General features: G+C 63.9%; 17 protein-coding genes and 1 other RNA gene. 9 read left to right on the forward strand and 9 right to left on the reverse strand.

Annotated features, from left to right (window positions below; all coding sequences use genetic code 11):
- Positions 1-103: 103 nt before the first annotated feature.
- From A3M7_RS0115350 to A3M7_RS0115360, 3 genes are all read left to right on the forward strand, one after another.
- A complete protein-coding gene (locus A3M7_RS0115350) occupies positions 104-3,736 on the forward strand; it encodes an AsmA-like C-terminal region-containing protein (protein WP_027544730.1) in 3,633 nt (1,210 codons plus the stop codon).
- A 352-nt stretch (positions 3,737-4,088) separates the two neighbouring features.
- Positions 4,089-5,207 (forward strand): DUF2336 domain-containing protein, encoded by a 1,119-nt coding sequence (locus A3M7_RS0115355; RefSeq protein WP_027544731.1) that lies wholly within the window; start codon positions 4,089-4,091, stop codon positions 5,205-5,207.
- 100 nt (positions 5,208-5,307) lie between these two features.
- Positions 5,308-5,550 carry a hypothetical protein gene (locus A3M7_RS0115360; RefSeq protein ID WP_027544732.1) on the forward strand — a complete coding sequence of 81 codons (243 nt, stop codon included), beginning with the start codon at positions 5,308-5,310 and terminating at the stop codon, positions 5,548-5,550.
- A gap of 295 nt (positions 5,551-5,845) precedes the next feature.
- On the opposite strand, the gene A3M7_RS0115365 is transcribed toward A3M7_RS0115360, so the two are convergent.
- Positions 5,846-6,583 (reverse strand): SDR family oxidoreductase, encoded by a 738-nt coding sequence (locus A3M7_RS0115365; protein WP_027544733.1) that lies wholly within the window; start codon positions 6,581-6,583, stop codon positions 5,846-5,848.
- Positions 6,584-6,682: 99 nt separating this feature from the next.
- On the opposite strand from A3M7_RS0115365, the gene A3M7_RS0115370 reads away from it, so the two are divergent.
- Together A3M7_RS0115370 and A3M7_RS0115375 are read left to right on the forward strand one after the other, a co-directional pair.
- The gene (locus A3M7_RS0115370) at positions 6,683-7,282 is read left to right on the forward strand and encodes a TetR/AcrR family transcriptional regulator (RefSeq protein ID WP_027544734.1); all 600 of its coding nucleotides are present in this window, start codon (positions 6,683-6,685) and stop codon (positions 7,280-7,282) included.
- 24 nt (positions 7,283-7,306) lie between these two features.
- On the forward strand, positions 7,307-7,675 hold the full coding sequence (locus A3M7_RS0115375; RefSeq protein WP_027544735.1) for a cupin domain-containing protein: 369 nt from the start codon (positions 7,307-7,309) through the stop codon (positions 7,673-7,675).
- 13 nt (positions 7,676-7,688) lie between these two features.
- On the opposite strand, the gene A3M7_RS0115380 is transcribed toward A3M7_RS0115375, so the two are convergent.
- Positions 7,689-8,186 (reverse strand): GNAT family N-acetyltransferase, encoded by a 498-nt coding sequence (locus tag A3M7_RS0115380; protein ID WP_027544736.1) that lies wholly within the window; start codon positions 8,184-8,186, stop codon positions 7,689-7,691.
- 619 nt (positions 8,187-8,805) lie between these two features.
- Between A3M7_RS0115380 and A3M7_RS0115390 the strand changes: the two genes are divergently transcribed.
- The 4 genes from A3M7_RS0115390 (at position 8,806) to A3M7_RS0115405 (ending at position 17,051) form a co-directional block, all read left to right on the forward strand.
- Positions 8,806-9,561, forward strand: coding sequence for an outer membrane protein (locus A3M7_RS0115390; protein WP_027544738.1), 756 nt, complete (start codon positions 8,806-8,808; stop codon positions 9,559-9,561).
- A gap of 525 nt (positions 9,562-10,086) precedes the next feature.
- Positions 10,087-11,565, forward strand: coding sequence for a hypothetical protein (locus tag A3M7_RS0115395; RefSeq protein WP_156936884.1), 1,479 nt, complete (start codon positions 10,087-10,089; stop codon positions 11,563-11,565).
- A gap of 40 nt (positions 11,566-11,605) precedes the next feature.
- Positions 11,606-12,817 (forward strand): caspase family protein, encoded by a 1,212-nt coding sequence (locus tag A3M7_RS0115400; RefSeq protein ID WP_027544740.1) that lies wholly within the window; start codon positions 11,606-11,608, stop codon positions 12,815-12,817.
- On the forward strand, positions 12,804-17,051 hold the full coding sequence (locus A3M7_RS0115405) for a patatin-like phospholipase family protein (protein ID WP_027544741.1): 4,248 nt from the start codon (positions 12,804-12,806) through the stop codon (positions 17,049-17,051). Before A3M7_RS0115400 ends, A3M7_RS0115405 begins: the two co-directional genes overlap by 14 nt.
- Positions 17,052-17,262: 211 nt before the next feature.
- On the opposite strand, the gene A3M7_RS0115410 is transcribed toward A3M7_RS0115405, so the two are convergent.
- The 7 genes from A3M7_RS0115410 to ssrA form a co-directional block, all read right to left on the reverse strand.
- The gene (locus A3M7_RS0115410; protein WP_027544742.1) at positions 17,263-19,134 is read right to left on the reverse strand and encodes a ferrous iron transporter B; all 1,872 of its coding nucleotides are present in this window, start codon (positions 19,132-19,134) and stop codon (positions 17,263-17,265) included.
- Positions 19,135-19,171: 37 nt separating this feature from the next.
- A complete protein-coding gene (locus tag A3M7_RS0115415; RefSeq protein WP_011089262.1) occupies positions 19,172-19,447 on the reverse strand; it encodes a FeoA family protein in 276 nt (91 codons plus the stop codon).
- Between the two features lie 115 nt (positions 19,448-19,562).
- Complete coding sequence (locus tag A3M7_RS0115420; RefSeq protein ID WP_018640860.1) at positions 19,563-19,814, reverse strand: ribbon-helix-helix domain-containing protein; 252 nt, start codon at positions 19,812-19,814, stop codon at positions 19,563-19,565.
- Positions 19,811-19,999: a DUF4169 family protein gene (locus A3M7_RS0115425; RefSeq protein ID WP_027544743.1), complete on the reverse strand. Its 189-nt coding sequence runs from the start codon at positions 19,997-19,999 to the stop codon at positions 19,811-19,813. Before A3M7_RS0115425 ends, A3M7_RS0115420 begins: the two co-directional genes overlap by 4 nt.
- Before the next feature lie 278 nt (positions 20,000-20,277).
- The gene (fumC, locus tag A3M7_RS0115430; RefSeq protein WP_027544744.1) at positions 20,278-21,711 is read right to left on the reverse strand and encodes a class II fumarate hydratase; all 1,434 of its coding nucleotides are present in this window, start codon (positions 21,709-21,711) and stop codon (positions 20,278-20,280) included.
- 89 nt (positions 21,712-21,800) lie between these two features.
- Positions 21,801-22,319: an SspB family protein gene (locus A3M7_RS0115435; RefSeq protein ID WP_027544745.1), complete on the reverse strand. Its 519-nt coding sequence runs from the start codon at positions 22,317-22,319 to the stop codon at positions 21,801-21,803.
- A 114-nt stretch (positions 22,320-22,433) separates the two neighbouring features.
- Positions 22,434-22,801: a transfer-messenger RNA gene (gene ssrA / locus A3M7_RS45865) on the reverse strand.
- Between the last annotated feature and the right edge of the window lie 39 nt (positions 22,802-22,840).

Here is a 22,840-nt window from a genome sequence, read left to right on the forward strand (position 1 = left end):
ACTTCGCCACACTTCCCCCTATATAAGGGGCTGTTCCGGCGCGCCTGAAGCCTTCCAAGGGGCAAGGTTTGGCCCGGATGCCGATTTGGCCGAGGGGAGACCCGTGCAGACGACGCTGCTCGGATTGGCGATTGCCTTCATCATTGCGCTTCTGGCCGCGCTGATCGGGCCCTACTTCATCGACTGGAACCAGTTCAGGCCCCAGTTCGAGGCGGAGGCAGGCCGGATCATCGGCGTGCCGGTGCGGGTGGCGGGCGAACTCGACGCGCGGCTCCTGCCTGCGCCGACGCTGCGGCTGCGTTCGGTCACGTTCGGCGGCAACAATGATCTCGGCCGCCTGCGCGCCGACAAGCTCGACGTCGAGTTCAGCCTCTCCTCGCTGATGCGCGGCGAATGGCGCGCCACCGAGCTGACTGTCAATGGCATGGCGGTCGATCTCGGCCTCGACGCCAGGGGACGGGTCGATTTGCCCTCCACCGCGAGCGGAACGTTCAATCTGGCTTCGCTGGCGATCGAGCGCCTCAATCTCACCGGCCGCATCGCCCTGCACGATGCCGCCAGCCGCTCGACGCTGGAGCTGAGCGACATCGCCTTCTCCGGCGACGTCCGCTCGCTGGCCGGCTCGGTGCGGGGCGACGGCAGTTTCATCGCCTCCGGGGTGCGCTATCCGTTCCGCATCTCCTCCGGCCCGAGCGCCGACGGCAGCGCCACCCGTCTCCACCTCAACATCGATCCGGGCCAGCGCGCCATCCTCGCCGATCTCGAAGGCGTGCTCGCCTTCGACAACCGCCTGCCGAAATTCGACGGCGCGCTGACGATCGCGGTGCCGGCGGCGAAGAAGGCAGGCGAGGCCGGGCCGACGCCCTGGAAGCTCACCGCAAAACTCAAGGCCGATCCCGCCGGCGCCAAACTCGACCAAATCGACGCGAGCTTTGGCGCCGAGGACAACGCGTTGAAAGCCGGCGGCGTCGGCGACCTCAAGTTCGGCGCCTCGCCGCTGCTGCGCGCGGTGCTGTCGGCGCGCCAGTTCGATGCCGACAAGCTGGCCGGCAAGGACGATGCCGAGCCGCTGCGCATCCTGCCGGCGCTGCGCGCCGGCCTTGCCGTCATCCCGCAGGCGCCGATCCCGGCGCAGATCGAGTTCAACTCCGACCAGATCATGCTGGGCGGCCGTCCGCTCCAGAACATTGCGGCCGAGCTCAAGACCGACGGCCGGTCCTGGACGTTCCAGCGGCTCGAGCTGCGCGCGCCCGGCATGACGCAGCTCTCGCTGAACGGTGCGGCGCCCGGCGCCGACAGTTTCAGCGGCCGGCTCAGCGTCGAATCCTCCGATCCCGATACGCTGGTGGCCTGGCTCCAGGGCCGCAGCGAGGTCAACCGCCGCAGCACCCGGCCGCTGCGCCTTGCCGGCGACGTGACGATTGCCGCCAACCATCTCGCCATCGACAGGCTGAAGGCCGACATCGAAGGCGGCGCCGTCGAGGGACGAATTGCTTTCGTCCAGACCGGCGCGAGCAAGGGTTCGCGGATCGATGCCGAGCTCAAGGCCGACCGTCTCGATCTCGACGCCGCCGCGAGTTTTGTCCGCGCGCTTGGCGGGCCGCAAGGCGAATGGCCGGAGGAGGCAAAGCTCTCGCTCGATGTCGGCCGTGCGATCTCCGCCGGCCAGGAGCTGCGGCCGTTCGCGGCGAAGCTCGGTTACAATCCGGCGTCGCTGTCGCTGGAGCAGTTGCGGTTCGGCCAGACCAGCGGCGTGACCACCGAGGCGAGCGGCAGCTTCGACCGCACCAAAGCCACCGGCAAGCTCGCGCTGAAATCCTCGGCCAATTCGCTGCGCGAGCTCACCGCGCTGATCGAGCCGTTTGCGCCGTCGGTGCGCGCGCGCTTCGATGCCATCGCGCCGCTGCCCGGTGCGACCCGCCTGAAGCTCGACCTCAGCCTCGACAAGAACGCCGAGCATGCCGATCGCAGCGACGCGCGCGCCGTGCTCGATCTCGACGCGCCGCAGCTCAAGGCCACCGTGACGCTGGCCGCACAGACGCCGGTGGCGGCCGTCAACGGCATCGACATCGACCGCCTGCGCAACAGCGACTTCACGCTCGACTCGAAACTGTCGACCCCGCAGGCCGGCGCGCTGCTGGCTCTGCTCGGCCTTGATCGCGTGGTGGCCGCAGGCGAGGGCACCTCGCAGTTCGAAGGCCGGTTAAGCGGCGCCTGGCGCCGTCCGCTGCAATTGAACGCAAAGCTGAGCGGCGGCGGGCTGGACGCGGACGCGCAGGGCAGCGTCGAATTGTCCGCGCCGGAGCCAAAGGCATCCGTGAATCTGCGCGTGCGCAACGTCAACCTCGCGCCGCTGTTCGGGACCGGCCCGGCCGACAAATCGGCGCGGACCGTCAGCCTGTCCTCCCGCGTCGCGCTATCAGGCAATCGACTGACCTTCGACGATCTCGACAGCAGCGCGGCCGGCTCGCATCTGCGAGGCCGTCTGGCGGTGACGCTCGACCAGGAGAAGAGCGTCGACGGCGAAGTCGGCCTCGACTCGCTCGATCTTGTGCCCACGCTTGCGGTGGCCATTGGCGCTGCGGGCCGCGACGCCGGCGAGCCGCTGAGCGCGTGGCTCCTTGGTGGCTGGCGCGGCCGCATCGCCTTCCAAGCGTTGCGCGGCACGTTGCCGGGCGGCGTCGAGCTGCGTCCCTTCGGCGGGACGATCCGGAGCGACGGCCAGTCGCTCGCGCTCGATGCGCTGAAGGGCGGCGTCGGCGGCGGCGAGATGTCGGCGAGCTTTGACGCGCGCAATGGCGCCGGTGGCGTTGCGCTGAACGCCCGTATCGAGCTCAGCAATGTCGATGCGACCACGCTGCGCTACCGCGATCTCGCTTTGCCCAAGGGACGGGCCTCGGTGCAGATGGCCCTGACCAGCCAGGGCCGCAGCGTCGCGGCGTTGACCGGCGCGCTCGCCGGCAACGGCACGGTGACGCTGGAGTCTGCGGAAATCAGCGGCCTCAACCCGCGTGCCTTCGAGATCGCCATCCGCGCCAGCGACGGCGGCCAGGTCGCCGACGACAACAGGCTGCGGCAGCTCGTCGAGCCCGCGCTGGCGGCGGGTCCCATTGCGGTCGCCTCGGCGCAGATCCCGTTCACGATCCGCGACGGACGGCTGCGCGTTGGCGCCACGCCGCTGGAGGCGAAGAACGCCCGCGCCATCGTCTCCGGCGGCTATGACATTCCCGCCGACCAGGCCGACATCCGCGCCAGCCTGACGCCGATCATGACCGGGCTCTCCGGTGCACCGCCGGAAATCCAGTTGTTCGCGGCGGGCCCCCCCGACAAGCTCAATCGCACCGTCGATCTCGGGCCGCTGTCCTCTTGGCTCGCGGTGCGCACGATCGATCGCGAGACGCGCCGGTTGGACGCGATCGAGCGCGGCGAGCCGCCGCCGGCGACCGCGGCGCTGCCGACGCTGGTCTCTCCGGACCCCGCGCCGGAGCCGTCGCTGCAGGACGTGCCGATGCCCGGCCGCGATCCGCGCCGCGCTCCGCCCAAGGCCAAGCTCGAGCCAAGGGCCGCGCCGATGCCGAAGGTGCCGCAAGCCGCTCCCGCAGCGCCAAGCCCGCCGCTCGCAAGCCAGCAGGTCGCGCCCTTGCCGCCGCCGATCGAGGTGAGGCCCGCGCCGGGCCCTGCGCCCGCAAAGCCCAAGCCGAAGCCGCCGCTGGTGCTGACGCCGTCGAACCCGTGAACGCAGCACTCGTCATGCCCGGGCTTGTCCCGGGCATCCACGTTCTTCGTGCAGCAAGGCGTGGATGGCCGGGACATAGGCGAGCGGAAGCGACGCCGTCCTTCGGACGGCTATGCCCGGCCATGACGCCGGGGAAGCAAACTGCCTCAAGCCTGTTCAGCAAGCGCAGCCCTTGCCCGCCGGTAAACACATTCCCCCGCATTTGAATGAATTCTCGTCGGCAAAACTGATCTGCCGACTTTACCGGATTCTCGCGTTTGTTCCCTAGTGTCGGTCGCCAGAGGAATTCGCCGTCGCGCCAACACAGGCGGGATGGCTCGCCAAAGAACGACCAAGAACTGGGGTGATCGACATGAACGGGGCGAAATCGCTTCTACAGGATCTGGACGACGCGATCGCGCGCGGCACCGACGAGAGCCGGGCACGCGCGCTGTGGCATGCGACCGACATCCTGATCACCGGCCGCTACAGCGACGACGAGATCAGCATGTTCGGCGAGGTCATCGGCCGGCTCGCCGACGAGATCGAGGTTGCCGCGCGGACGCAGCTCTCCGAATTGATGTCGGCCTGCGATCACGCCCCGCTCAACGTCATCGAACAGCTCGCTCTCGACGACGAGATCGCGGTCGCCGGTCCCGTGCTGCGCGACTCCACCCGCATCGACGAGAAGATGCTGGTCGAGAGCGCCCTGACCAAGAGCCAGTCGCATCTGCTCGCGATTGCCCAGCGCAAGTCGATCGGCGAGGCCGTGACCGACGTGCTGGTCAAGCGCGGCGACCAGGAGGTCGTGACGTCGGTCGCCAGGAACGAGGGCGCGCGCTTCTCCGGCTCGGGCCTGCTGCACATGGTCCGCCGCGCCGAGGGCGACTCGATTCTTGCCGAGCAGCTTGGCCTGCGCAAGGACGTGCCGCGCCACATCTTCCAGCAGCTGATCTCGAAAGCGTCGGAAGACGTCCGCCGCCGGCTCGAGAGCGAGCGCCCCGAGATGATGGCGCAGATCCAGAGCTCGGTGACCGAGGTCACCGGCGACCTGCAATCCAAGTTCGGCCCGTCCTCGCGCAGCTACTTCGTCGCCAAGCGCGTGGTGACGACGCAGTACCGCCAGGGCAACCTCAACCAGGATTCGATCTCCAACTATGCCCGCCAGCACCGCTTCGACGAGGTGCAGATCGGCCTGTCGCTGCTGTCGGCGCTGCCGGTCGACGTGATCGAGCGCGCGCTGATGGACCGCAACCGCGAGATGATCCTGGTGCTGTGCAAGGCGCTCAACTTCTCCTGGGACACGACGATGTCGCTGCTGTTCCTCGGCGCCAAGGATCATCTGATCACCGCGCGCGAGCTCCAGGACAATGAGCGCGAGTTCAGCCGGCTCAAGAGCGAGACCTCGCGCAGCATCCTGAAGTTCTACCAGTCGCGCAAGACCGGCGCGGGTGCCGATGCGGGCCGTCAGCCCGAACTCCAAGTCCACTGAGAAAGTCCACTGAGCAAGTCCATTGAGCATGTTCACTAAGCAGGTCCACTGAGCAGGCTCACCGAGTATCATCCCGGAATTGGCAGGGGAGTATTTGCAAATGTTGCCTCAATTCGGCACCGCCGTTCGCAAGAAGAACCTCAACAACGCCTTCGCCACCGATGTCGGCGGCGGAGCTCCGGACAAGGCTTCGGTCGATGCCGCCTGGCTCGTGCTGGAAGCCGCCAACGATCTCGGCGACCACGCCGCGATCGAAGCCTGCCGCCGCGTCATCGACGCCGAACTGAACGGCACGGTGGCCGGCAGCTCGGATATCGATCTCGTGCTGGGATATTTCAGGTAGGGTTCGGTAGCCCGGATGGAGCGCAGCGCAATCCGGGGCCGCTGTGTCTGCGCAAGAAGACCCGGATTACGCTGCGCTCCATCTGGGCTACGCGACTATTTCCGAGCAGTCATTGCGAGCGCAGCGAAGCAATCCAGACTGTCTCCGCGGAAAGAGCCTGGATTGCTTCGCGGAGCCTGTCATCGGGCCGCGCTTCGCGCGGACCCGTTGGCTCGCAATGACGGAGTCTGGGGCGCCGTCATTGCTTCTTCGATCGGCACATGACGCGCCAAGAGCGACGTAGCTCGAAAATACTTTACGCGTTCGCGCCGCCGTCAACCGTCAAGGTCGAGCCGGTGATGTATTTGGCCTTTGCGCTCGCCAGGAACGCAACCGCATTGGCGATGTCATCCGTCGCGCCGTACCGGCCGAGCGCCATGAACTGCTTCAACGTCTCCGCGGTCGGGCCGCTTGCGGGGTTCATGTCGGTGTCGATCGAGCCCGGCTGGATGAGGTTGACGGTGACGTCCCTGGGGCCGACCTCGCGCGCCAGCGCCTTCGTGAACGCGGTCAGCGCCGACTTCGTCGCAGCGTAGACGCCGAGCACCGGCGAAGGCACGCGGTCGGCGAAATAGCTGCCGATGGTGATGATGCGGCCGCCCTTGCCAAGGTGGCGCAGCGCGGCTTTGCTCGCGACGATCGGCGAACGGACGTTGACGTTCAGCAGCGCATCGATATCCCCAAGCGAAATGTCGTTGAGGCCGCCCAAGCGCAGAATTCCGGCGTTGTTGACCAGAATATCGAGCCCGCCCAGCGCCGCGACGGTCTTGTCGACCGAGGCCTGGACGGCGGCGACGTCGGCGCTGTCGGCCTGGATCGCCACGGCTTTGCGTCCGCCGGCCTTGATGGCGTCAACCACCTGCGCGGCGCTGTCCGCGGACTTCTCATAAGTGATCGCAACGTCCGCGCCTTCCGCCGCCAGGGCTTTCGCAATGGCCGCACCAATACCTCTGCTTGCGCCCGTCACCAGGGCCCGTTTTCCTGCCAGCGTCATCTGATCTCTCCAATTCTGTAACGATCGACACAGAATATGTGGAGACTTGATCGGCCGCGTCAAGCCAATTATGTGTTGATCATTACAGAAAGAGCTGCGATGGCGGGACGACCACGAGAATTTGACCGCGAGGCGGCACTCGAAGCCGCCATGTTCCTGTTCTGGCGCAAGGGGTTCGAGGCGGCCTCGATGCACGACCTCTGCGAGGCCATGGGCGTCCGCTCGCCGAGCCTCTATGCGGCCTTCGAGAGCAAGGAGGCGCTCTATCTTGCGGCGATCGAGCATTACGTGCTGACTCATGGGCAGCCGGTTTGGGACAAGCTCGCGGAAGGAGCAACCGCGCGCGAGGGTGTCGAGAATCTGCTGGCCGCGGCGACCGAGACCCTGCCAAAATCTCGGATGACACCGGCGGGCTGCATGGCCGTGCTGGCAGCCGTCAGCGACGAATGGCCAGCCTCCATCGCCCGTGTGATCAGGAAAGTCCGGCTGGAAATGCTGGATAATTTGCGCGCGCGGATCGAAACTGCGGTCGCTAACCGTGAACTGCCCGCTGCGACGGACATTGATGCCCTGAGCCGGTTCTATCTCAGCGTCTTCCAGGGGATGGCCATCCAGGCCAAGGACGGCGCCACGACGGCGGAGTTGGGAGGTACAGCCAAGGCGGCCATGGCCGCGTGGCCGGGAGCAGCCCACAAATAACCAAGTCTACGAGACAGGCACCCAATGAGTGAACGTACCGACGGTCAGGCAAGCGCCCAACAAGCCGGGTTTGCCGGTGTCACGCGCAAGGTTCTCGAACGTCTTCCATTGCCGGGTAATCAGGAACTCATGGTCGTCGAGGTCACCTATCCGCCGGGTGGGGTCGCGCCGCTCCACCGGCATCCCGTTGCGGGCGCGGTCTACATCGTCGAAGGTGTCGCCGAGTCCGCCTATGGCAACGATGAGCCGCGACTATACCGGGCGGGCGAGACGTTGCAGGATCGGGCGGATCTTCCGCACACCCTCTTTCGCAATTGCGACCCGAAACGTCCGCTCCGCTTTCTGACCATCTACGTGCTCGAACCCGGACGCTCCTACACGCTGGAGCCCTGAGGCTGCGGCGCTCTCACCGCCGGATGCGGTAGATCACGACGTCTTCGCCGTGACGGATCGTGCTCCGCTCGAGCAGATAGTTCGATTTCTCCAGCACAGGGCGGGATGCGCCGTTGCTGACGAACACGATTCCGATGAGAGAGGGCAGCTTCAGTTGTGACAGCCCGATGTCCGTCAGCGCGGTCGCGATCTCGCTTGCAAATCCCCGGCCCCACAACTCGCGCTTGAACGCGTAGGCAATCTCGATCTCGTCGACGTTGTCCACCAGAATGTGCCGGATGCCCGCCCGCCCGGCGAAGGTCCCGTCTTGCGTTCGCAGCGTCCAGAGTCCGAAGCCATGCTGGTCCCAATGCGCCATGTTGGTCGCGAGATAGGTCTGCGTGATGTCGGGCGCCCGCACCCCGCCGAGATAGCGCGACACATCGGCATCGAGATGTAGCGTGACGAGGTCGGCGAGATCATCGTCGCGCAGTTTCTCGGCCGTCAGTCTGTTGGTGTGGAAGTGATCCAATGAGGTTAGCCGCGTTCGAAGTGAGCATCGATTGTTGCGCCGACGATACCGTCCTGCCGACGTTTTACTCGACCTCCCGATCGCCGGTGTGACGGGCGAGGTTTGATCTGCATCAAATACGCGGATGACGATCGCGCCACAACCCGACTTCGAGGTTCACAGGTTGATCAGGTGCGATGATCCCGACTTGGTACGTCAGCTTTGAAGTTCGACAACGTGGCGTTTTGCCGAGGCAGCGCAGTCCGCGCGAGACGCGGACGTTCGCGACCGAGGACGAAGCCAAGTTGTTCGCGCGCGCAAAGCTCGATGAAGGCCTCTCTGTTTTTGCAGGTACGATCAATCCTCACGTTCCGAGGCGGCTCATTCCGGCGCCAGAAATCCATGCGTGGCTCGGCGACGATGGGCGCCCTCTGCCGCCAGAAGCGTCGAGCACCGATTAAGCACGCTACGGTGCATAGAGATGGCGCTTGGGTGTTGCCATTTTGATACGGGTTTCGAGACTCCCGCCCGGGTAAAGTTTCTCACATTCGCGAACCTTATGCACCCTAGTCCCAGCATGGGTGCTCATTTTTGGACGAGACGGCGAATTCAAACGAAAGAGCAAAAAGGGGACGAGACCATGAGGAAGTTTTCGACTGCTGCGATCGGCATCGTGGCACTGAGTATGGCGGCTCCGGCCATGGCGGCCGACATGGCCGTCAAGGCGCCGCCGCCGGCACCAGTGGTGGCGGTCTACAACTGGAGCGGATTCTACATCGGGGCCAACGGTGGCTGGGGGCAAAGCCATGGTTGTGTCGACTTCGTAACGCCCGCTGGGACGGTCGCAGGTGGCTGCGCCGATCGCTCCGGTGGTCTCGCCGGTGGACAGATCGGGTACCGCTGGCAAACCAATCAGTTTGTGCTTGGTCTGGAAGCTCAGGGCGATTGGGCCGAGATCAAGAACACGCGCGTCAGCCTGATCGATCCGTTGATCTCGACCACAGGCAAGACCGACGCCATTGGGCTGTTCACAGCCCAGCTCGGTTGGGCATGGAACGCTTCGCTGTTCTACGTGAAGGGCGGCGCCGCCGTAACCCGCAATCGATTCGATATATTCAACAACGTCACCGGCGTCGGACTGGCTTCGGCAGGTCACACGCGCTGGGGCGGCGCCCTGGGTGTCGGCTGGGAATATGGTTTTGCGCCGAACTGGTCGGCCGGTATCGAGTACGACCATCTCTGGATGGGACGCGACAATTTCGGCTTCGCAGGCGTGGTCACACCCGGCGGGGTCACGCTCACCGGCAGCGGGATCAGCCAGGATGTGGACATGGTTACGCTTCGGTTGAACTACCGCTTCGGTGGTTTCGGTGCTCCGGTCGCCGCTCGCTATTGAGTGCGTGTCTTCCCGTTGAACTCAGGCCCCGGCATCGACCGGGGCCTTTTCATGGGAAGCCGAAGAAAACGATGGAGGTCCGGCGTCAATTCCTGCGATGTCGCAAGGTCAGGCGCGGGTAAACTGTGCGGACTTGTCGAGGATGCGGGCCGCGATCAATCGTTGGGGACGCTTCCCGATGCCCGGGTCAACGGGACAGAGGTCCGCAGCCCGGATGGAGCGCAGGCGCAATCCGGGAAACCATCCGCGTCGAAGGTCCCGGATGGCGGCATCGGGCGGCGCTTCGCGCCGACCCGTTGGCTACAAGGTCAGAACACCGCCGCCTGCATGTAGGTGAGGGGATTTCCCGCGCGTCGTTCTGGGTGGCGAACGAGCGATCAATAGCACGAGGCCCACGATTGCAGGCAATGCACCGCCGGGCTTTCGGACGCCGAGACGGGCACGGCCGCCCGACATATCAAAACGCTGTACGAGAACTGCCGGGGAAGCTATATTGGTGGTACTTTCGTCAAACACACGCGGTGAATGAATGCGCCGCCGGACGGGATGGAGCTTCTGGTGGCTACGGATGGTCATACAGTCGTGCTGTCTGCCGGCAGATTCGATGACACCAGCCGTGAAGAGCTGCGTGCCATTTTCGAGGCGGCTTCCGCGCAAGGCGCGAAGAACATTGTCGTTCATTTTCACGGAGGTCTGGTCGACAAGGCCGCAGGCCTTGGCGCAGCTCGGCAACTGATTCCGATCTATCAGGCGGCAGGCGCCTATCCGATTTTCTTCATATGGGAATCGGGCTGGTTCGAGGTCATCGAGCGCAATATGCCCGCCATTTTCCGCGAGACCATATTTCAACGGATCGTTGCTGCCGTCAGTCGGGGCTCCAAAGCCAAGGTAACGGCGGCGAACGGCGACGACGGCGCCCGCTCGATCGAGGCCATGCCGCCTGAGGCGGAAATCATTCGCGAAATGATCAAGCCCGCACCCTTCGCCGGCGTTGCGCCGGATCTTCCGTCAGATACGTCGATTTCTCTGGATGAATACCGTCAATTCGAGCAGATGCTCGAGAGCGATGCCGGATTCGAAGCTGACGTTCTCCAGTTGCAGACGGCCGTTCGGAACGGCACGGCAGCCGGCCAGACCCTCATGTCTCCCGAAGTGTTGGAGGACCCCCGGGCGGAACGCGGCGCGCCGGACGACGTCGCCAAGGGCGTCATATCAATGGCCCTGATGACCGCGAGAGCTGCCATCGTGCTTGGTCGCGTCGTCAGCAGATTTTCCCGAAAGCGTCACCATGGCTTTTATCTGACGGTCGTCGAGGAGGTTCTCCGCGGATTCTATCTCGGAAACGTTGGCAAGTTCTTTTGGGATCAGATGAAGAAGGACATCGACGCGGCTTTCGGCTTCTCGCCCGAATGTGGCGGCACCGCCTTTGTCGGCGAAATCGTCCGGCTCATGGGCGGCGAGACGCCACCCAAACTGACCTTTGTCGCGCACAGTGCGGGATCGATCTATGCATGCAGGCTTCTGAGGGAGATGCGGACTGCCGCGCCAGCAGTTCGCGTGAGCTTGATACTCGTGGCTGCTGCCGTCGATATGAAGACCCTGGCCGAGACCCTGAGGGCGGCGGGCGGCCAGGTCGACGGTTTCCGTAGCTTCGGGATGAGCGATCAGTTCGAGCGCCAGGACGAGCTTTTTGGCAAGCTGTTTCCGGGCTCGCTTCTGTATCTCGTTTCAGGTGTCTTGGAAGAAGAAGCGGACATGCCTCTGGCGGGCATGGAAAGGTTTTACACGTCCGATTTCAGCGAGCGCGGCCTGGAATACGTCGCGGCAGTCCGTCAATTCGATATATGCAGCCGGCCTCATAGTTTTGTCTGGGCCCCCTTCGACCGGGGGCTTGGAATGGCATGCGACATGCGATCCCACGGCGGTTGGATAGACGCGGCTGCGACGATGAATAGTGTAAAATATATCATTTCAAATGGCTTCGGATACGAACAAATGGATTGAGGGGGAGGCGACCTCCGCGGGCCCAAACTCTCCGGCGATCGTGGCGACATCGGTCGCGCATGGCCTTGTTGATCGCGAGGAGGTCAAGGTCTTTGGGCTCGACGCATGCGATACCGTCGACGGGTCGTTCTACGTTACGCGTGTCGGGCCTCGTCAGTTCACTCTATACCTCGACAAGCAGCGCGCCGAGCCGCTCACGGTTCAATCGTCGAGACCTGTGTGGGTTCGTCGGCCCAGATACGAAGACTATGCAATCGTCGTCGGTATCAATCGATACAAGGGGTTCGATCCGCTCGGGGGTGCCGAAACGGATGCGCAAGCCTTCGCCCGCTGGTTGCTGTCCGGGGAGGGCGGCTGCCTACCCGCAGCGAACGTGACCAAGATCCTGTCCTCCGGCACGGATCAGCCGCCGGTCCATCGGCCGAACTTTTCAGACGTCCACAGCGCGTTCCACCCCTATAGTGCAAAAGCCTGGGCCGCGCTGGATCGCCGCGTGGGACGCCGACTCTACATTTTTCTGTCCGGCCACGGCATTACGCCGACCCGTGCCGCCACGCCAATCATGGAGAATGCGGCACTTCTGATGGCCGATGCCGTCAGGACGGACATGCAGCATTTGTCCGGCCACGGGTATGCCGAATGGTTCAGGACCGCCGGTGCGTTCGACGAGATCGTACTGTTCGCCGATTGTTGTCGTGATCAAAAAAACAACATCGTGCCGAATGCTCCGTCATTTCCCATCCTTGAAGGGGATCATGATCGGGTGCAGGTCTTCTACGCAGCAGCGACCGGTCTCGGTTCCAAGGCTTACGAACGCAGGCTTGGCGAACCGCCTGCCGTTCGCGGGATTTTCAGCTTCGTCCTGATGCAGGCGCTGGAGCGAGGAGCGGCACGGGACGCCGATGGCCGTCTCACCGCGAGCACGCTCATGAATCATATCGAGAACGGCGTACAGCTCCTGAAGCCGGAGCAGCGCCCGAGGTTTCTGCATGCAGCCCGGCCGGACATCGTATTTTTCGATGGGCCGGCACAGGAGCCGCCGAATGTAACCCTTTCATTCTCAGCCAGGTACCATGGGACGACAGTGAAGCTCTTTGGATCGAATTATCCGCAACATGATCGGGTGTTCGATGCCGGACCGGATCCCGTCAGCGTCCGCCTGCGTCTGGGACTCTACAAGTTGAAGGCCGACGACGGCTCGAGCCGGTTCTTCGAAATCGACGTGGGGCGGGTGGAACATGTCAAGTTCTGATCTGGAGGCCTTGGAGGTCGAAGTCGTCGCCGAGCCGTCCTATCCGGTCGAGGAGCTCTACGTATTCGATCAAGATCTGAATGAGGTCGCGAAATCCGTCGGCGCGTTGAAAGCCCGGTTGAAGCCCGGGATCTACAAAATAAGATCGATTGCGGGACGTGCCAGTGCCGAGAAGATTTTTGAAGTGCCTCCTACGCCCTTCCAGTCACCCTCGCCGCGGAGTGCTCCAAAGCTCAACCTCAATATCCTGAGTCCGGTATTCCTGGGATTGAAAGGCAAGGAGGCCTCCGATCCGGGAAGTGCTTTCGTGACCAACCTCAGCACCCGCTTTCCCGAGCATCAGGTCGGGAACGGCGGCGGACTGCTGGTCGTGGTGCGCGCAAGAAATGCGCGCCAGAAGGAAGGGCTTGGGGCCGGGCTGACGCTCTGCGACGGACTTGGCAAGGAATTACGGAATTTGTCGTGGGCGATGGAGCGGTCGGAGGATGGCGCGACTGCTGCGTGCAGCCTGGCGCTCAACCCAGGCTCCTATCTCCTGCGGCTCGATCGCGGCGATCATCCATCGGTCGAACAGACGATCGTTGTCGCACACAAGTGGCAGACTCAGATCTTCATCCTTGCTCGAGCGCACGACGATTCGCCGGCCGAGCTGGACCTGGATTTGTCGGACGCAGGCATTCTGATGGCCCCCTTGGGGGAGGGATTCCGCAGTGACCGTCCGGAGGCCGCCTGGGTCGAGGTGCTGCGGCAGGCGCTTGCTGATCGCCGATATTCCGGCGTTCCGGTGGCAGAACTGAAACGGGCGATAGGTCGCGCCAGGAACGGTCAGGATGACCCCGGGAATACCAAGCCGGGGCTCGACCCCATGTTCGGGCTCTATGCCGCGCATCTCCTGGCGCAGTCTCCAGCCGGTGACGAAGCTCTGTTGCGGGGACTGGTCGATCGCCTGCGGGTCCTCATCGGCGACCATCCGGATGTGATGGCGCTCTACCTGCGCCTTGGTGTCTCCATCGAGGGGTATGCGGTTTCGCAGGCGCCGATGTTGCGCAGCAGCTGGAACATCCTGATGGACCGAGGCGATAAGCTGGTCCTGCCAGGATCGTACGCCTCGCGTATCGTCGAGCGCCTCTGGGGGAGGGGAGCCTGGCTGAGCTGGCGCGTGCCTGAGAAGTTGACCTGGAGTGCTCCGCCTGCTGCCCCGATCGAACTGGCCACGTTGCCGGCGTTTGTCGTGGGGAATGCGGAGACACTGGCGCAGTTCACGAGGGCCGCGGAGCAGTTGCAGACAGAGACCCTTCCGGCATCGGAGCAGCAGTTGCTCAAGTACCTCCATAACGTTGCGAGGAGCAGTGCCTCGGCGGCAGATCTTGCGCTTGAGGGCAGCGGTGTCGGCGGCGTGAGAGGCCTGTTTCTATCGTTCTTGGCATGGATAAGGGCGCCTTGGATCAATAGCAGCGCACGGGCAGAGGCGAGGCGAATTCTCGACGCGAATGAGATCACGCAGGCGCTTGGGATGCCCCAGGTGGTCCTTGCCCAGGCGATCGGCGATCTATTCGCCAAATTCAATAAGAAGGGCCTTCTCTCGATCGAGCGCCGAGGCGCGCGCACCCTCGCAGATGTCCTCGCCGAAGAGTTCGTCGCACTGCATCCGGACGGTTATTTGCAAGACAAGACGTTGGATGGGATCTATCGAAGCGTTCATGCGCTTGATCATCCCCGCGCTGCGCTGTGCCTGGCCGGTGACGGCCCACGCGGCGCTTTTTTTGGTCTCGGCATTTTGCAGGGCATGGCTCGCTTCGGGCTGCTTCGCCAGTTTCACTATTTGTCGGGCGTGTCGGGCGGTAGCTATATCGGCGCGTGGCTGTCCGCTTGGCGATATCACGCGAAGGACGATGATTGGGTGCTGAATGCACTGGCCGCGGAACCTCATGTCTCGAGCCAGTCCGCTGACGGTCAGGCTGTCGCCGGGCTGCTGGATTTTGACGATAACGGCACTAACAGGCGTGGATTTCTGTCCAGGGGTTTATGGACACAACACGGAAGACACGCGCGCAACCTGCTCTTGACGTGGCTCGTGTACGGGCCGCTCTTCCTGGCCGCCCTGTCCATACCAAAGGTCTACCTGGCGTTTGTCGTCTTTTGCTGGGACGGCGATAGGCTCGCCCTGTGGTCGATATTCGCGACGGCAATGATCGTGCTGTTCGTCGCACTGGCGAAGCGCGAAGCGAGCAGGATCGAGCAAACTGCGAACCGCAGTTCTGAAGGCATTCTCGATGTGAAAGAGCCGCTGCTCTTGATCTGCATTTGCGGCATCCTGCTTTGTGCATCGGTACCGGTCTGGCTGAATTCGGGCTGGCCAGAACTCATGGGGGCTGCGGCCGCGGCAGGTGCTGCTCTGTTCGGACTAAGCTCCATTCGGGTCCTTGCGCCCCAACGAAGCGAGCGTCCTTCGTCGGCATCGTGGCGTTGGATCAGCACCATGATCGCTGGAGCCACGGGTGGACTCGTTTTCGCGGCGACGTGCAAAGAAGTTGCTGAAATACTTTACAAGCCGCCTCCGCCCGGGCCCGAAGATATCATTCAGCCCGAAATGGGCCTGGCAATCGCGGTTGTCGGCCTGATCCTGCTGGCCTTGATCCTGGCTGACATATTGTATCTCGGGCTGACGAGCCGTTTGCGAGGAAGTGAACGGGACAGGGCCTGGCAGGCCGCGTCAATTGGAAGCCTCTCTCTGATCCTGGTTGTCTGGGCGATTCTCGCGCCACTCGATTTCTTCGGACCGGCTGCGGCGGAAGCGTCGCTCCCGATCGTCGTTGCGATCACGGGCATTTCCGGTGCGGTTGGGGGGGTGTCCGGTGCTCTCGCTTTGGCGTTGGGCTTTGGCTCCCTGGAGTTTTCGAGATGGCGCAGGTTGATCGGAATGATATCGATCTATGTCGCCGAAGTTGCGGCGGTCGCCTTGCTTGCAATCCTGGTCGTGATCTTGTCCGCAAATGCCGACCTCATCATCAGGAGTCTGGCTGCTCCCATGTCCGGCTTGTCCGTTGCGGCCGCCAAGCTCGTTGCCGCGCTGCTGGCGACGGCGCTGTTCTGCGTGCTGGCGGTAGCTGCCGCTTATTGGATAGATCTCAGCGCATTTTCGCGGCACGAGGTTCATCGCAGCAAATCCATGCGACGTTTTCTCGGAGTGGCTGCGGGCCCCGCTTCTTCGCCTCCGGATTCGTCACTTCGCGACACCCATGATCTGGCTATGGCAGACATTTGGAGTTCGACACAGCCGGAGCGTGCCCGTTTCCTGTTTCCAATGTTCAACATGGCGCTCGATCACCTGGGCGACAAATCTCGTCAGGGCAGCGAACCGTTCACCGTGACTCCGCTGGCGAGCGGGAGCGCGCTGTTCGGCTACCGATCGTCAGCCGACTATGGCGCTTCCGAAGGTGGCATCACGCTTGGCACGGCGATGGTGGTATCCGGGGCATCCATCGACCGTGAGATCGCGCGGCACACGACACCGTTGGTCGCGCTCATGTTCTCGTTGCTCGGCGTCCGTCATGGGCTGTGGCTCGGCAATCCAAAGAGCGACGCCGCATCGCGCAGAGCCCAGCCGCGCCTTTCGTTTACACCTGTCGTCGAGGAAATATTCGGCAGGGCGCCCGGAGACTATGTCCATGTCTCGAGTGGCGACGGGTTTGACCCGTTGGGGCTTTACGAAATGATCCGGCGCCGATGCAGATTCATCGTCGTCAGCGATGCCGGCGCCGATTCGCTGGAGAATCTCGGTCGCGTGATCCGAAGGGTCAGGGTGGATTTTGGCGTCGCGATCGACATGACCGACCTGGAGCTTCAGCGGGCTCCGCCACCGAGCGTAGGTGCGTGCTGTGCGTTGGGCTATATTCGCTACCCCGAAGGCCCCGGGGCCGCCGGCATTCTCATCTATTTGCGGCCGGAGCTCGATGGTAGCGAGCCGCTCGATGTAAGGGGCTATGCGGCCCGGCACCCTGCTGTGTTCCCGCGCGAGCGCGTTTCCGCCCGGCAGTTCGATGAAGAGGGAGCCGAGAGCTACCGTGCGTTGGGAAGTCATATCATCGACATGCTTTTTCAGCGGGGACACCATACGGACGGTGCGCCAGCAGCCAAGGCATTCTCGTTGATGGATCTGAAACAGCGCGTGCACGACTATCTTGCCGCGCGCCGCGAATACCGAATGGCCCAGGAGCGAGAACTGCGTCATTAGCGCCGTCCGGTTTGCACCGCTCGCGATCGTTTCGCCGGGCCGATGATGCCACCCTGTTCCTGTTTTGCCCGACGGGTCTACAGGTGCATTTCGTGGCTGCGCTCCATCGCGGCCATGGGCGGATGATTCTCGCGCACACGTAAGCCATTGATTTCACGCCCCCCGTCTACTGTGCATGGGGTTGTTTTCGCAGTTTTTAGTTTCGAGGGGGCTATCCCGCTCCCAGCGCCACCGCGACGTTGTAGGTCACGAGGCTCGCGGCATAGGCCAGCACCAGCATGTAGGTGAAGGTCACCGCCATCCATCGCCAGCTTCCGGTCTCGCGCCGGATCACGGCCAGCGTCGAGGCGCATTGCGGGGCGAAGATGTACCAGGCCAGCATCGACAGCGCGGTGGCGAGCGACCATTTCGTCGCCAGCACCTGGCCGATCTGCTCGGCCGCTTCCTTGCCGCCTTCGATCGCATAGACCGTGCCGAGCGCTGCGACCGCGACCTCGCGCGCCGCCATGCCCGGGATCAGGGCGACCGCGATCTGCCAGTTGAAGCCGACCGGGGCAAGCAGCGGCTCGAGCGCCTTGCCGATGATCGCCGCCAGGCTGAAGTTGATGGCGGGTTCGGTAGCGCCTTCAGGCGGCTGCGGGAACGAGGCCAGGAACCAGATCAGCACCATCATCGAGAAGATCGTGGTGCCGGCGCGGTGCAAAAACATCTTCGCGCGCGTGTAGACGCCGATCGCGATCGATTTCAGGCGCGGCATCTTGTAGTCCGGCAGCTCCAGCATGAACGGCGCCGGCGCATAGTCGCGCAGCATGAAGAATTTTATCAGGAACGAGACGGCAAGCGCGCTGGCGATGCCGGCGACGTAGAGGCCGAACATCACGAGGCCCTGGAGGTTGATGAAGCCCCAGACGTCCCTGGCCGGAATGAAGGCGGAGATGATCAGCGTGTAGACCGGGATGCGCGCCGAGCAGGTCATCAGCGGCGCGATCAGGATCGTGGTCAGCCGGTCGCGCTTGTTGTCGATCACGCGCGTCGCCATGATGCCGGGAATGGCGCAGGCAAAGCTCGACAGCAGCGGAATGAAGGCGCGGCCGTGCAGGCCGGCGCCGCCCATGATGCGGTCCATCAGGAAGGCGGCGCGCGCCATGTAGCCGAAATCTTCCAGCAGCAGGATGAACAGGAAGATGAGGATGATCTGCGGCAGGAACACGATGACGCTGCCGACGCCGGAGATTACGCCGTTCTGCAGAAAACTCTGCAGCAGGCCGGCGGGCAGGGTGTCGTGTACGAGTTCGCCGAGCACGTCGAAGCCTGATTTGAGCAGGTCCATCAGCGGCTGCGCCCAGGCGAACACCGCCTGGAACATCACGAACAGGATCAGCGCCAGCACGATCAGCCCGCCGACGGGATGCAGCACCACGGCGTCGATCCGCGCGGTCCAGGTGTCGGGTCTAGCAGGCAGGCTGACGCAATCGGCGATAATGCGGTCGGCCTCGCGCTGGGTGGAGCGCAGTTCGCCGACGGTGAGCGCGCGCCAGGTGTTCTCCGCCGGCTCGGCGGCGAGCCTCGCCGAGATCTCGTCGGTCAGCGTCAACAGATCGGCCGTGCCGCCCTTGCGCACCGCGATCGAGGTGACCACGGGCACGCCGAGCTCCTTGGCAAGCCGCTCGACGTCGACAGTGATGCCGCGGCGCGTGGCGATGTCGAACATGTTGAGCACGAGGATCATCGGCCGGCCGGTGCGCTTGAGCTCCAGCAGCAGGCGGATGGTCAGGCGCAGATTGGTGGAATCGGCCACGCACAGCACGAGGTCGGGCACCGTCTCGCCGGAGGCCTTGCCGAGCACGAAGTCGCGGGTGATCTCCTCGTCCGGGCTGCGGCCGCGCAGCGAATAGGTGCCGGGCAGGTCGACCACCGAGACCTGGCGTCCCTGGGGCGTGACGAAGAAGCCTTCCTTGCGCTCGACGGTGACGCCCGGATAGTTCGCGACCTTCTGCCGGCTGCCGGTCAGGGCATTGAACAGCGAGGTCTTGCCGCTGTTTGGCGTGCCGACCAGGGCGAGATGCAGCAGAGGTAATTCCATGGGATCACTGGTCCGGGATGCGGCGTCCGGTCGCTATCTAGGCGACGATGATGGCCATGGCTTCGCGCCGGCGGACCGCGATCGTGATGCTGTCGACCCGCACGGCGATGGGGTCGCGCCCGACCAGCCCCTCGTGCAGGACCTCGACCCGGGCCCCCTCGACGAAGCCGAGCTCGATCAGCCGGCTCTCGAGCTCGATGTCCGAGAGCGCCGAACCGGTGTCCCGGGCGGACAGATGCTGGATGACGCCGGTGTAGCCGCGCAGGGCCAGACCCAGCGGCATGTGAGGGCGCGTATCATTGGTGTCGGTCATGCCCTGTATTTTCAACGCAGGGCATTGAGGTCAAGCGCGCCGGTCGGCGGAAGCTGCACCTTAGAGTGATTTTAAAGTGCGGCCGCCGTGGCGGGTCGAAAAGACGCCTCGTCGGCTACTGGGCCGGGACCTTGTCCGGCTGGGCGGCCATGGCGCGGCTCTTGAAGTAGTCCAGCACGAACAGGCGGATCGCCGAGGACAGATTGCCCTGCTGGCGATTGCCGTCGATCTCGCCGACGAGCTCGGACAGCGTCATGTTGCGCAGGCCCGAAATCTCCTTCATGCCGTTCCAGAACGCCTCTTCCAGGCTGACGCTGGTCTTGTGACCGGCGACGACGATCGACCGTTTCACGACGGGCGATTTCATGGCTGCTCCTCGCGATCGATCTGATGCTGATCCAGGTGCTCCTTCGCCCTGTCCGCGCGCGTCTCCTCCGCCGACCGCTCCGCCTTCGTGCGGCCGAACTTCGCCCGATTGACGTCCGCCTGCTTCGCCGAGGCTTCCCGCTCGGCGCGCTTCCGGAAACGATTCAGGTTGATGACGTTCCCCATGCCGCGTCTCCATCATCCGATCCTCTTCAGGCAGGATGAAACTTTCAGAAACAGGGTGCCGCATCGCACCCGACAAGACTTGATCGCCATTCGCTTGCCCTCGTCAATCGGCCCTTCGGGCCATCAAACAATGAATTTCGCCCTGTCTAGGGCAGAAGAGCTGCGTAACACGCCGTCTTCCCGGAACATTGACGGTAATCAAATCCCGTCCCCAAAGCCGCATAATTCTGCCGGTCGAGCGCCCGTATCACTACGGATGACTATCGGAATTCGGAATCCTATCCGGGGCTGGTCATCTTCTCCGGGCGCACCAGGCGGTCGAATTCGTCGGCCGAGACGAAGCCGAGCCGCAGCGCTTCCTCCTTCAGCGTGGTGCCGTTGGCATGGGCCGTCTTGGCCACCTTGGCGGCGTTGTCGTAGCCGATTTTCGGGGCAAGCGCGGTCACCAGCATGAGCGAGCGCTGCATCAGCTCACTTATGCGTTTTTCGTCGGCGCGGATGCCGCTGACGCAATGTTCGGTGAAGGAGCGTGCGGCGTCGGCCATCAGGCGGATGGAGTGCAGCATGTTGTAGGCCAGCACGGGCTTGTAGACGTTGAGCTCGAAATGACCCTGGCTGCCGGCGACCGTGATCGCGGTGTGATTGCCGAACACCTGGCAGCACACCATGGTCATCGCCTCGCATTGCGTCGGATTGACCTTGCCCGGCATGATCGAGGAGCCCGGCTCGTTCTCCGGCAGGATCAGCTCGCCGAGGCCCGAGCGCGGGCCCGATCCGAGCAGGCGGATGTCGTTGGCGATCTTGAACAGCCCTGTCGCGACCGAATTGATGGCGCCGTGCGCCAGCACATAGGCGTCGTTCGAGGCCAGCGCCTCGAATTTGTTGGCGGCGCTGGTGAAGGGCAGTTTGGTGATCCCGGCGACGTGCCTTGCGAACAGTCTTGCAAAGCGCGGCTTCGAGTTGAGGCCGGTGCCGACGGCAGTGCCGCCCTGCGCCAGCGGATAGAGCTCCTTCACCGCGACCTTGAGCCGGGCGATGCCGCTTTCGACCTGCGCGGCATAGCCGGAAAATTCCTGGCCGAGCGTCAGGGGCGTCGCGTCCTGCGTATGAGTACGGCCGATCTTCACGATCCTGGAAAACTCCTTCTCCTTCTTGCGCAGCGCGCGAAGCAGCTCGCCAAGGGCAGGAACGAGATCGGCGGTGATGCGGCTTGCGGCCGCGATGTGCATTGCGGTCGGGAACGAGTCGTTCGACGACTGGCTCATGTTGACGTGATCGTTGGGGTGTACCGGCTTCTTGGCGCCGAGCTCGCCGCCGAGCAGCTCATTGGCGCGGTTGGCGATCACCTCGTTGAGGTTCATGTTGGTCTGCGTGCCCGAGCCGGTCTGCCACACGACGAGCGGAAAATGATCGTCGAGGCTGCCGTCGATCACCTCGCGCGCGGCGCGGATGATGGCATTGGCCCGGCGCTGGTCGAGCAGGCCGAGTTCGCGGTTGGACTGCGCCGCGGCGAGCTTGACGATGCCGAGCGCATGCACGAGCGAGATCGGCATGCGATCCGTACCGATGCGGAAATTCTGCCGCGAGCGCTCGGTCTGCGCCCCCCAATAGCGATCGGAGGGGACCTCGATGGGACCGAAACTGTCGGTCTCGATGCGGGTCGCGGGGCGGGCGGTCTTCGAGCGGGCAGCTTTGGCCATGAGCACATCCATTCCGCCGCGCGAAATGCCGCGCGGCCTCTTCATGTGCTCTTCTATATAGGCAGTCTGGCCAGGCGCGAGGTCTTGCGCTGCAGCCTAGATCATTTCTTGCGGAAACGATCGAGCCGCACGACCTCGGCACCGCCCTGGCTCGGCGGGGTCGGCTCTTCCGCGGTCTCCGCCTTTTCCAGGGCGGGCGCGGGCACCGACACGGCCGAAGGGGCAGGGGCCGCGGGCAACGTCTCCGGCACGACCTCGGCGACATCGGACGTGTCGAACTGGAGGCCGAACTTCACGGACGGATCGAGGAAGCTCTTGATGGCGCTGAACGGCACGATCAGCCGCTCCGGAATGCCGCCGAACGACAGGCCGACCTCGAAGCGGTCCTCGAGCACGGTCAGATCCCAGAACTGGTGCTGCAGGATGATCGTCATCTCTTCCGGATATTGCGCCAGCAGGCGCGACGACAGCTTCACGCCCTCGGCCTTCGACACGAAGGTGATGAAGAAATGATGCTCGCCCGGCAGTCCATGGGACGCGGCGTCGGTCAGCACCTTCCGCAGCACGCCGCGCAGCGCGTCGCGGGCCAGCACATCGTATCGGATATGATCGGTCGCCATGGTGGTCCTGTTGCATTCCAGGAGTTGGGCCCTGCCGGCCCGACTCGCCAAGTCGCAATAGTACTGCGCCTGACGGGTCAGCAGGAGTCCCCGCCGGGGAGGAAATCAAAGGTAAGTGGAGGCTTCTGTTGCCAGGTGCCTCCGAACCCCGCCTAACGGAGCTTAACCCGTTAGGACTTTAAGATGGTCTTTCAAACTGCGTTACGCAGCCTGAGCAACCGGAGCAAAGTTGTCGTTGGCAACTATTGCAGTAGCCCGATAACGGCGGAACAATACCGGGAAAAAGCACGCCCTTTACGCCCTCGTCGATCCTATTTCGCCCCCGCCAAAACCCGCTTCTAGGGCTCGCCCGCTCGTGGGCTTTGGTGGAGGCGCCGGGTACCGCCCCCGGGTCCGAATGGTTTATTACGACGACCGTTTATTTCCATAGCCGGCGAACCGGCACCCTCAATATAGGGGGCAAAGGTTTAGAAAGACAGGGGTTTGGGGCGGGCATGGCGCGGTTCCCTTGGGATAGGTTC

Source organism: Bradyrhizobium sp. WSM2254 (assembly GCF_000472645.1).
Lineage (GTDB): Bacteria > Pseudomonadota > Alphaproteobacteria > Rhizobiales > Xanthobacteraceae > Bradyrhizobium > Bradyrhizobium niftali.

Bases quoted from the DNA above. Each gene is read 5' to 3' on its own strand.
- A3M7_RS0115355 (WP_027544731.1), top strand. From the start codon at position 4,089: ATGAACGGGGCGAAATCGCTTCTACAGGATCTGGACGACGCGATCGCG.
- A3M7_RS0115360 (WP_027544732.1), top strand. From the start codon at position 5,308: ATGTTGCCTCAATTCGGCACCGCCGTTCGCAAGAAGAACCTCAACAAC.
- A3M7_RS0115365 (WP_027544733.1), bottom strand. From the start codon at position 6,583: ATGACGCTGGCAGGAAAACGGGCCCTGGTGACGGGCGCAAGCAGAGGT.
- A3M7_RS0115370 (WP_027544734.1), top strand. From the start codon at position 6,683: ATGGCGGGACGACCACGAGAATTTGACCGCGAGGCGGCACTCGAAGCC.
- A3M7_RS0115375 (WP_027544735.1), top strand. From the start codon at position 7,307: ATGAGTGAACGTACCGACGGTCAGGCAAGCGCCCAACAAGCCGGGTTT.
- A3M7_RS0115390 (WP_027544738.1), top strand. From the start codon at position 8,806: ATGAGGAAGTTTTCGACTGCTGCGATCGGCATCGTGGCACTGAGTATG.
- A3M7_RS0115395 (WP_156936884.1), top strand. From the start codon at position 10,087: ATGAATGCGCCGCCGGACGGGATGGAGCTTCTGGTGGCTACGGATGGT.
- A3M7_RS0115405 (WP_027544741.1), top strand. From the start codon at position 12,804: ATGTCAAGTTCTGATCTGGAGGCCTTGGAGGTCGAAGTCGTCGCCGAG.
- A3M7_RS0115410 (WP_027544742.1), bottom strand. From the start codon at position 19,134: ATGGAATTACCTCTGCTGCATCTCGCCCTGGTCGGCACGCCAAACAGC.
- A3M7_RS0115415 (WP_011089262.1), bottom strand. From the start codon at position 19,447: ATGACCGACACCAATGATACGCGCCCTCACATGCCGCTGGGTCTGGCC.
- A3M7_RS0115420 (WP_018640860.1), bottom strand. From the start codon at position 19,814: ATGAAATCGCCCGTCGTGAAACGGTCGATCGTCGTCGCCGGTCACAAG.
- A3M7_RS0115425 (WP_027544743.1), bottom strand. From the start codon at position 19,999: ATGGGGAACGTCATCAACCTGAATCGTTTCCGGAAGCGCGCCGAGCGG.
- fumC (WP_027544744.1), bottom strand. From the start codon at position 21,711: ATGGATGTGCTCATGGCCAAAGCTGCCCGCTCGAAGACCGCCCGCCCC.
- A3M7_RS0115435 (WP_027544745.1), bottom strand. From the start codon at position 22,319: ATGGCGACCGATCATATCCGATACGATGTGCTGGCCCGCGACGCGCTG.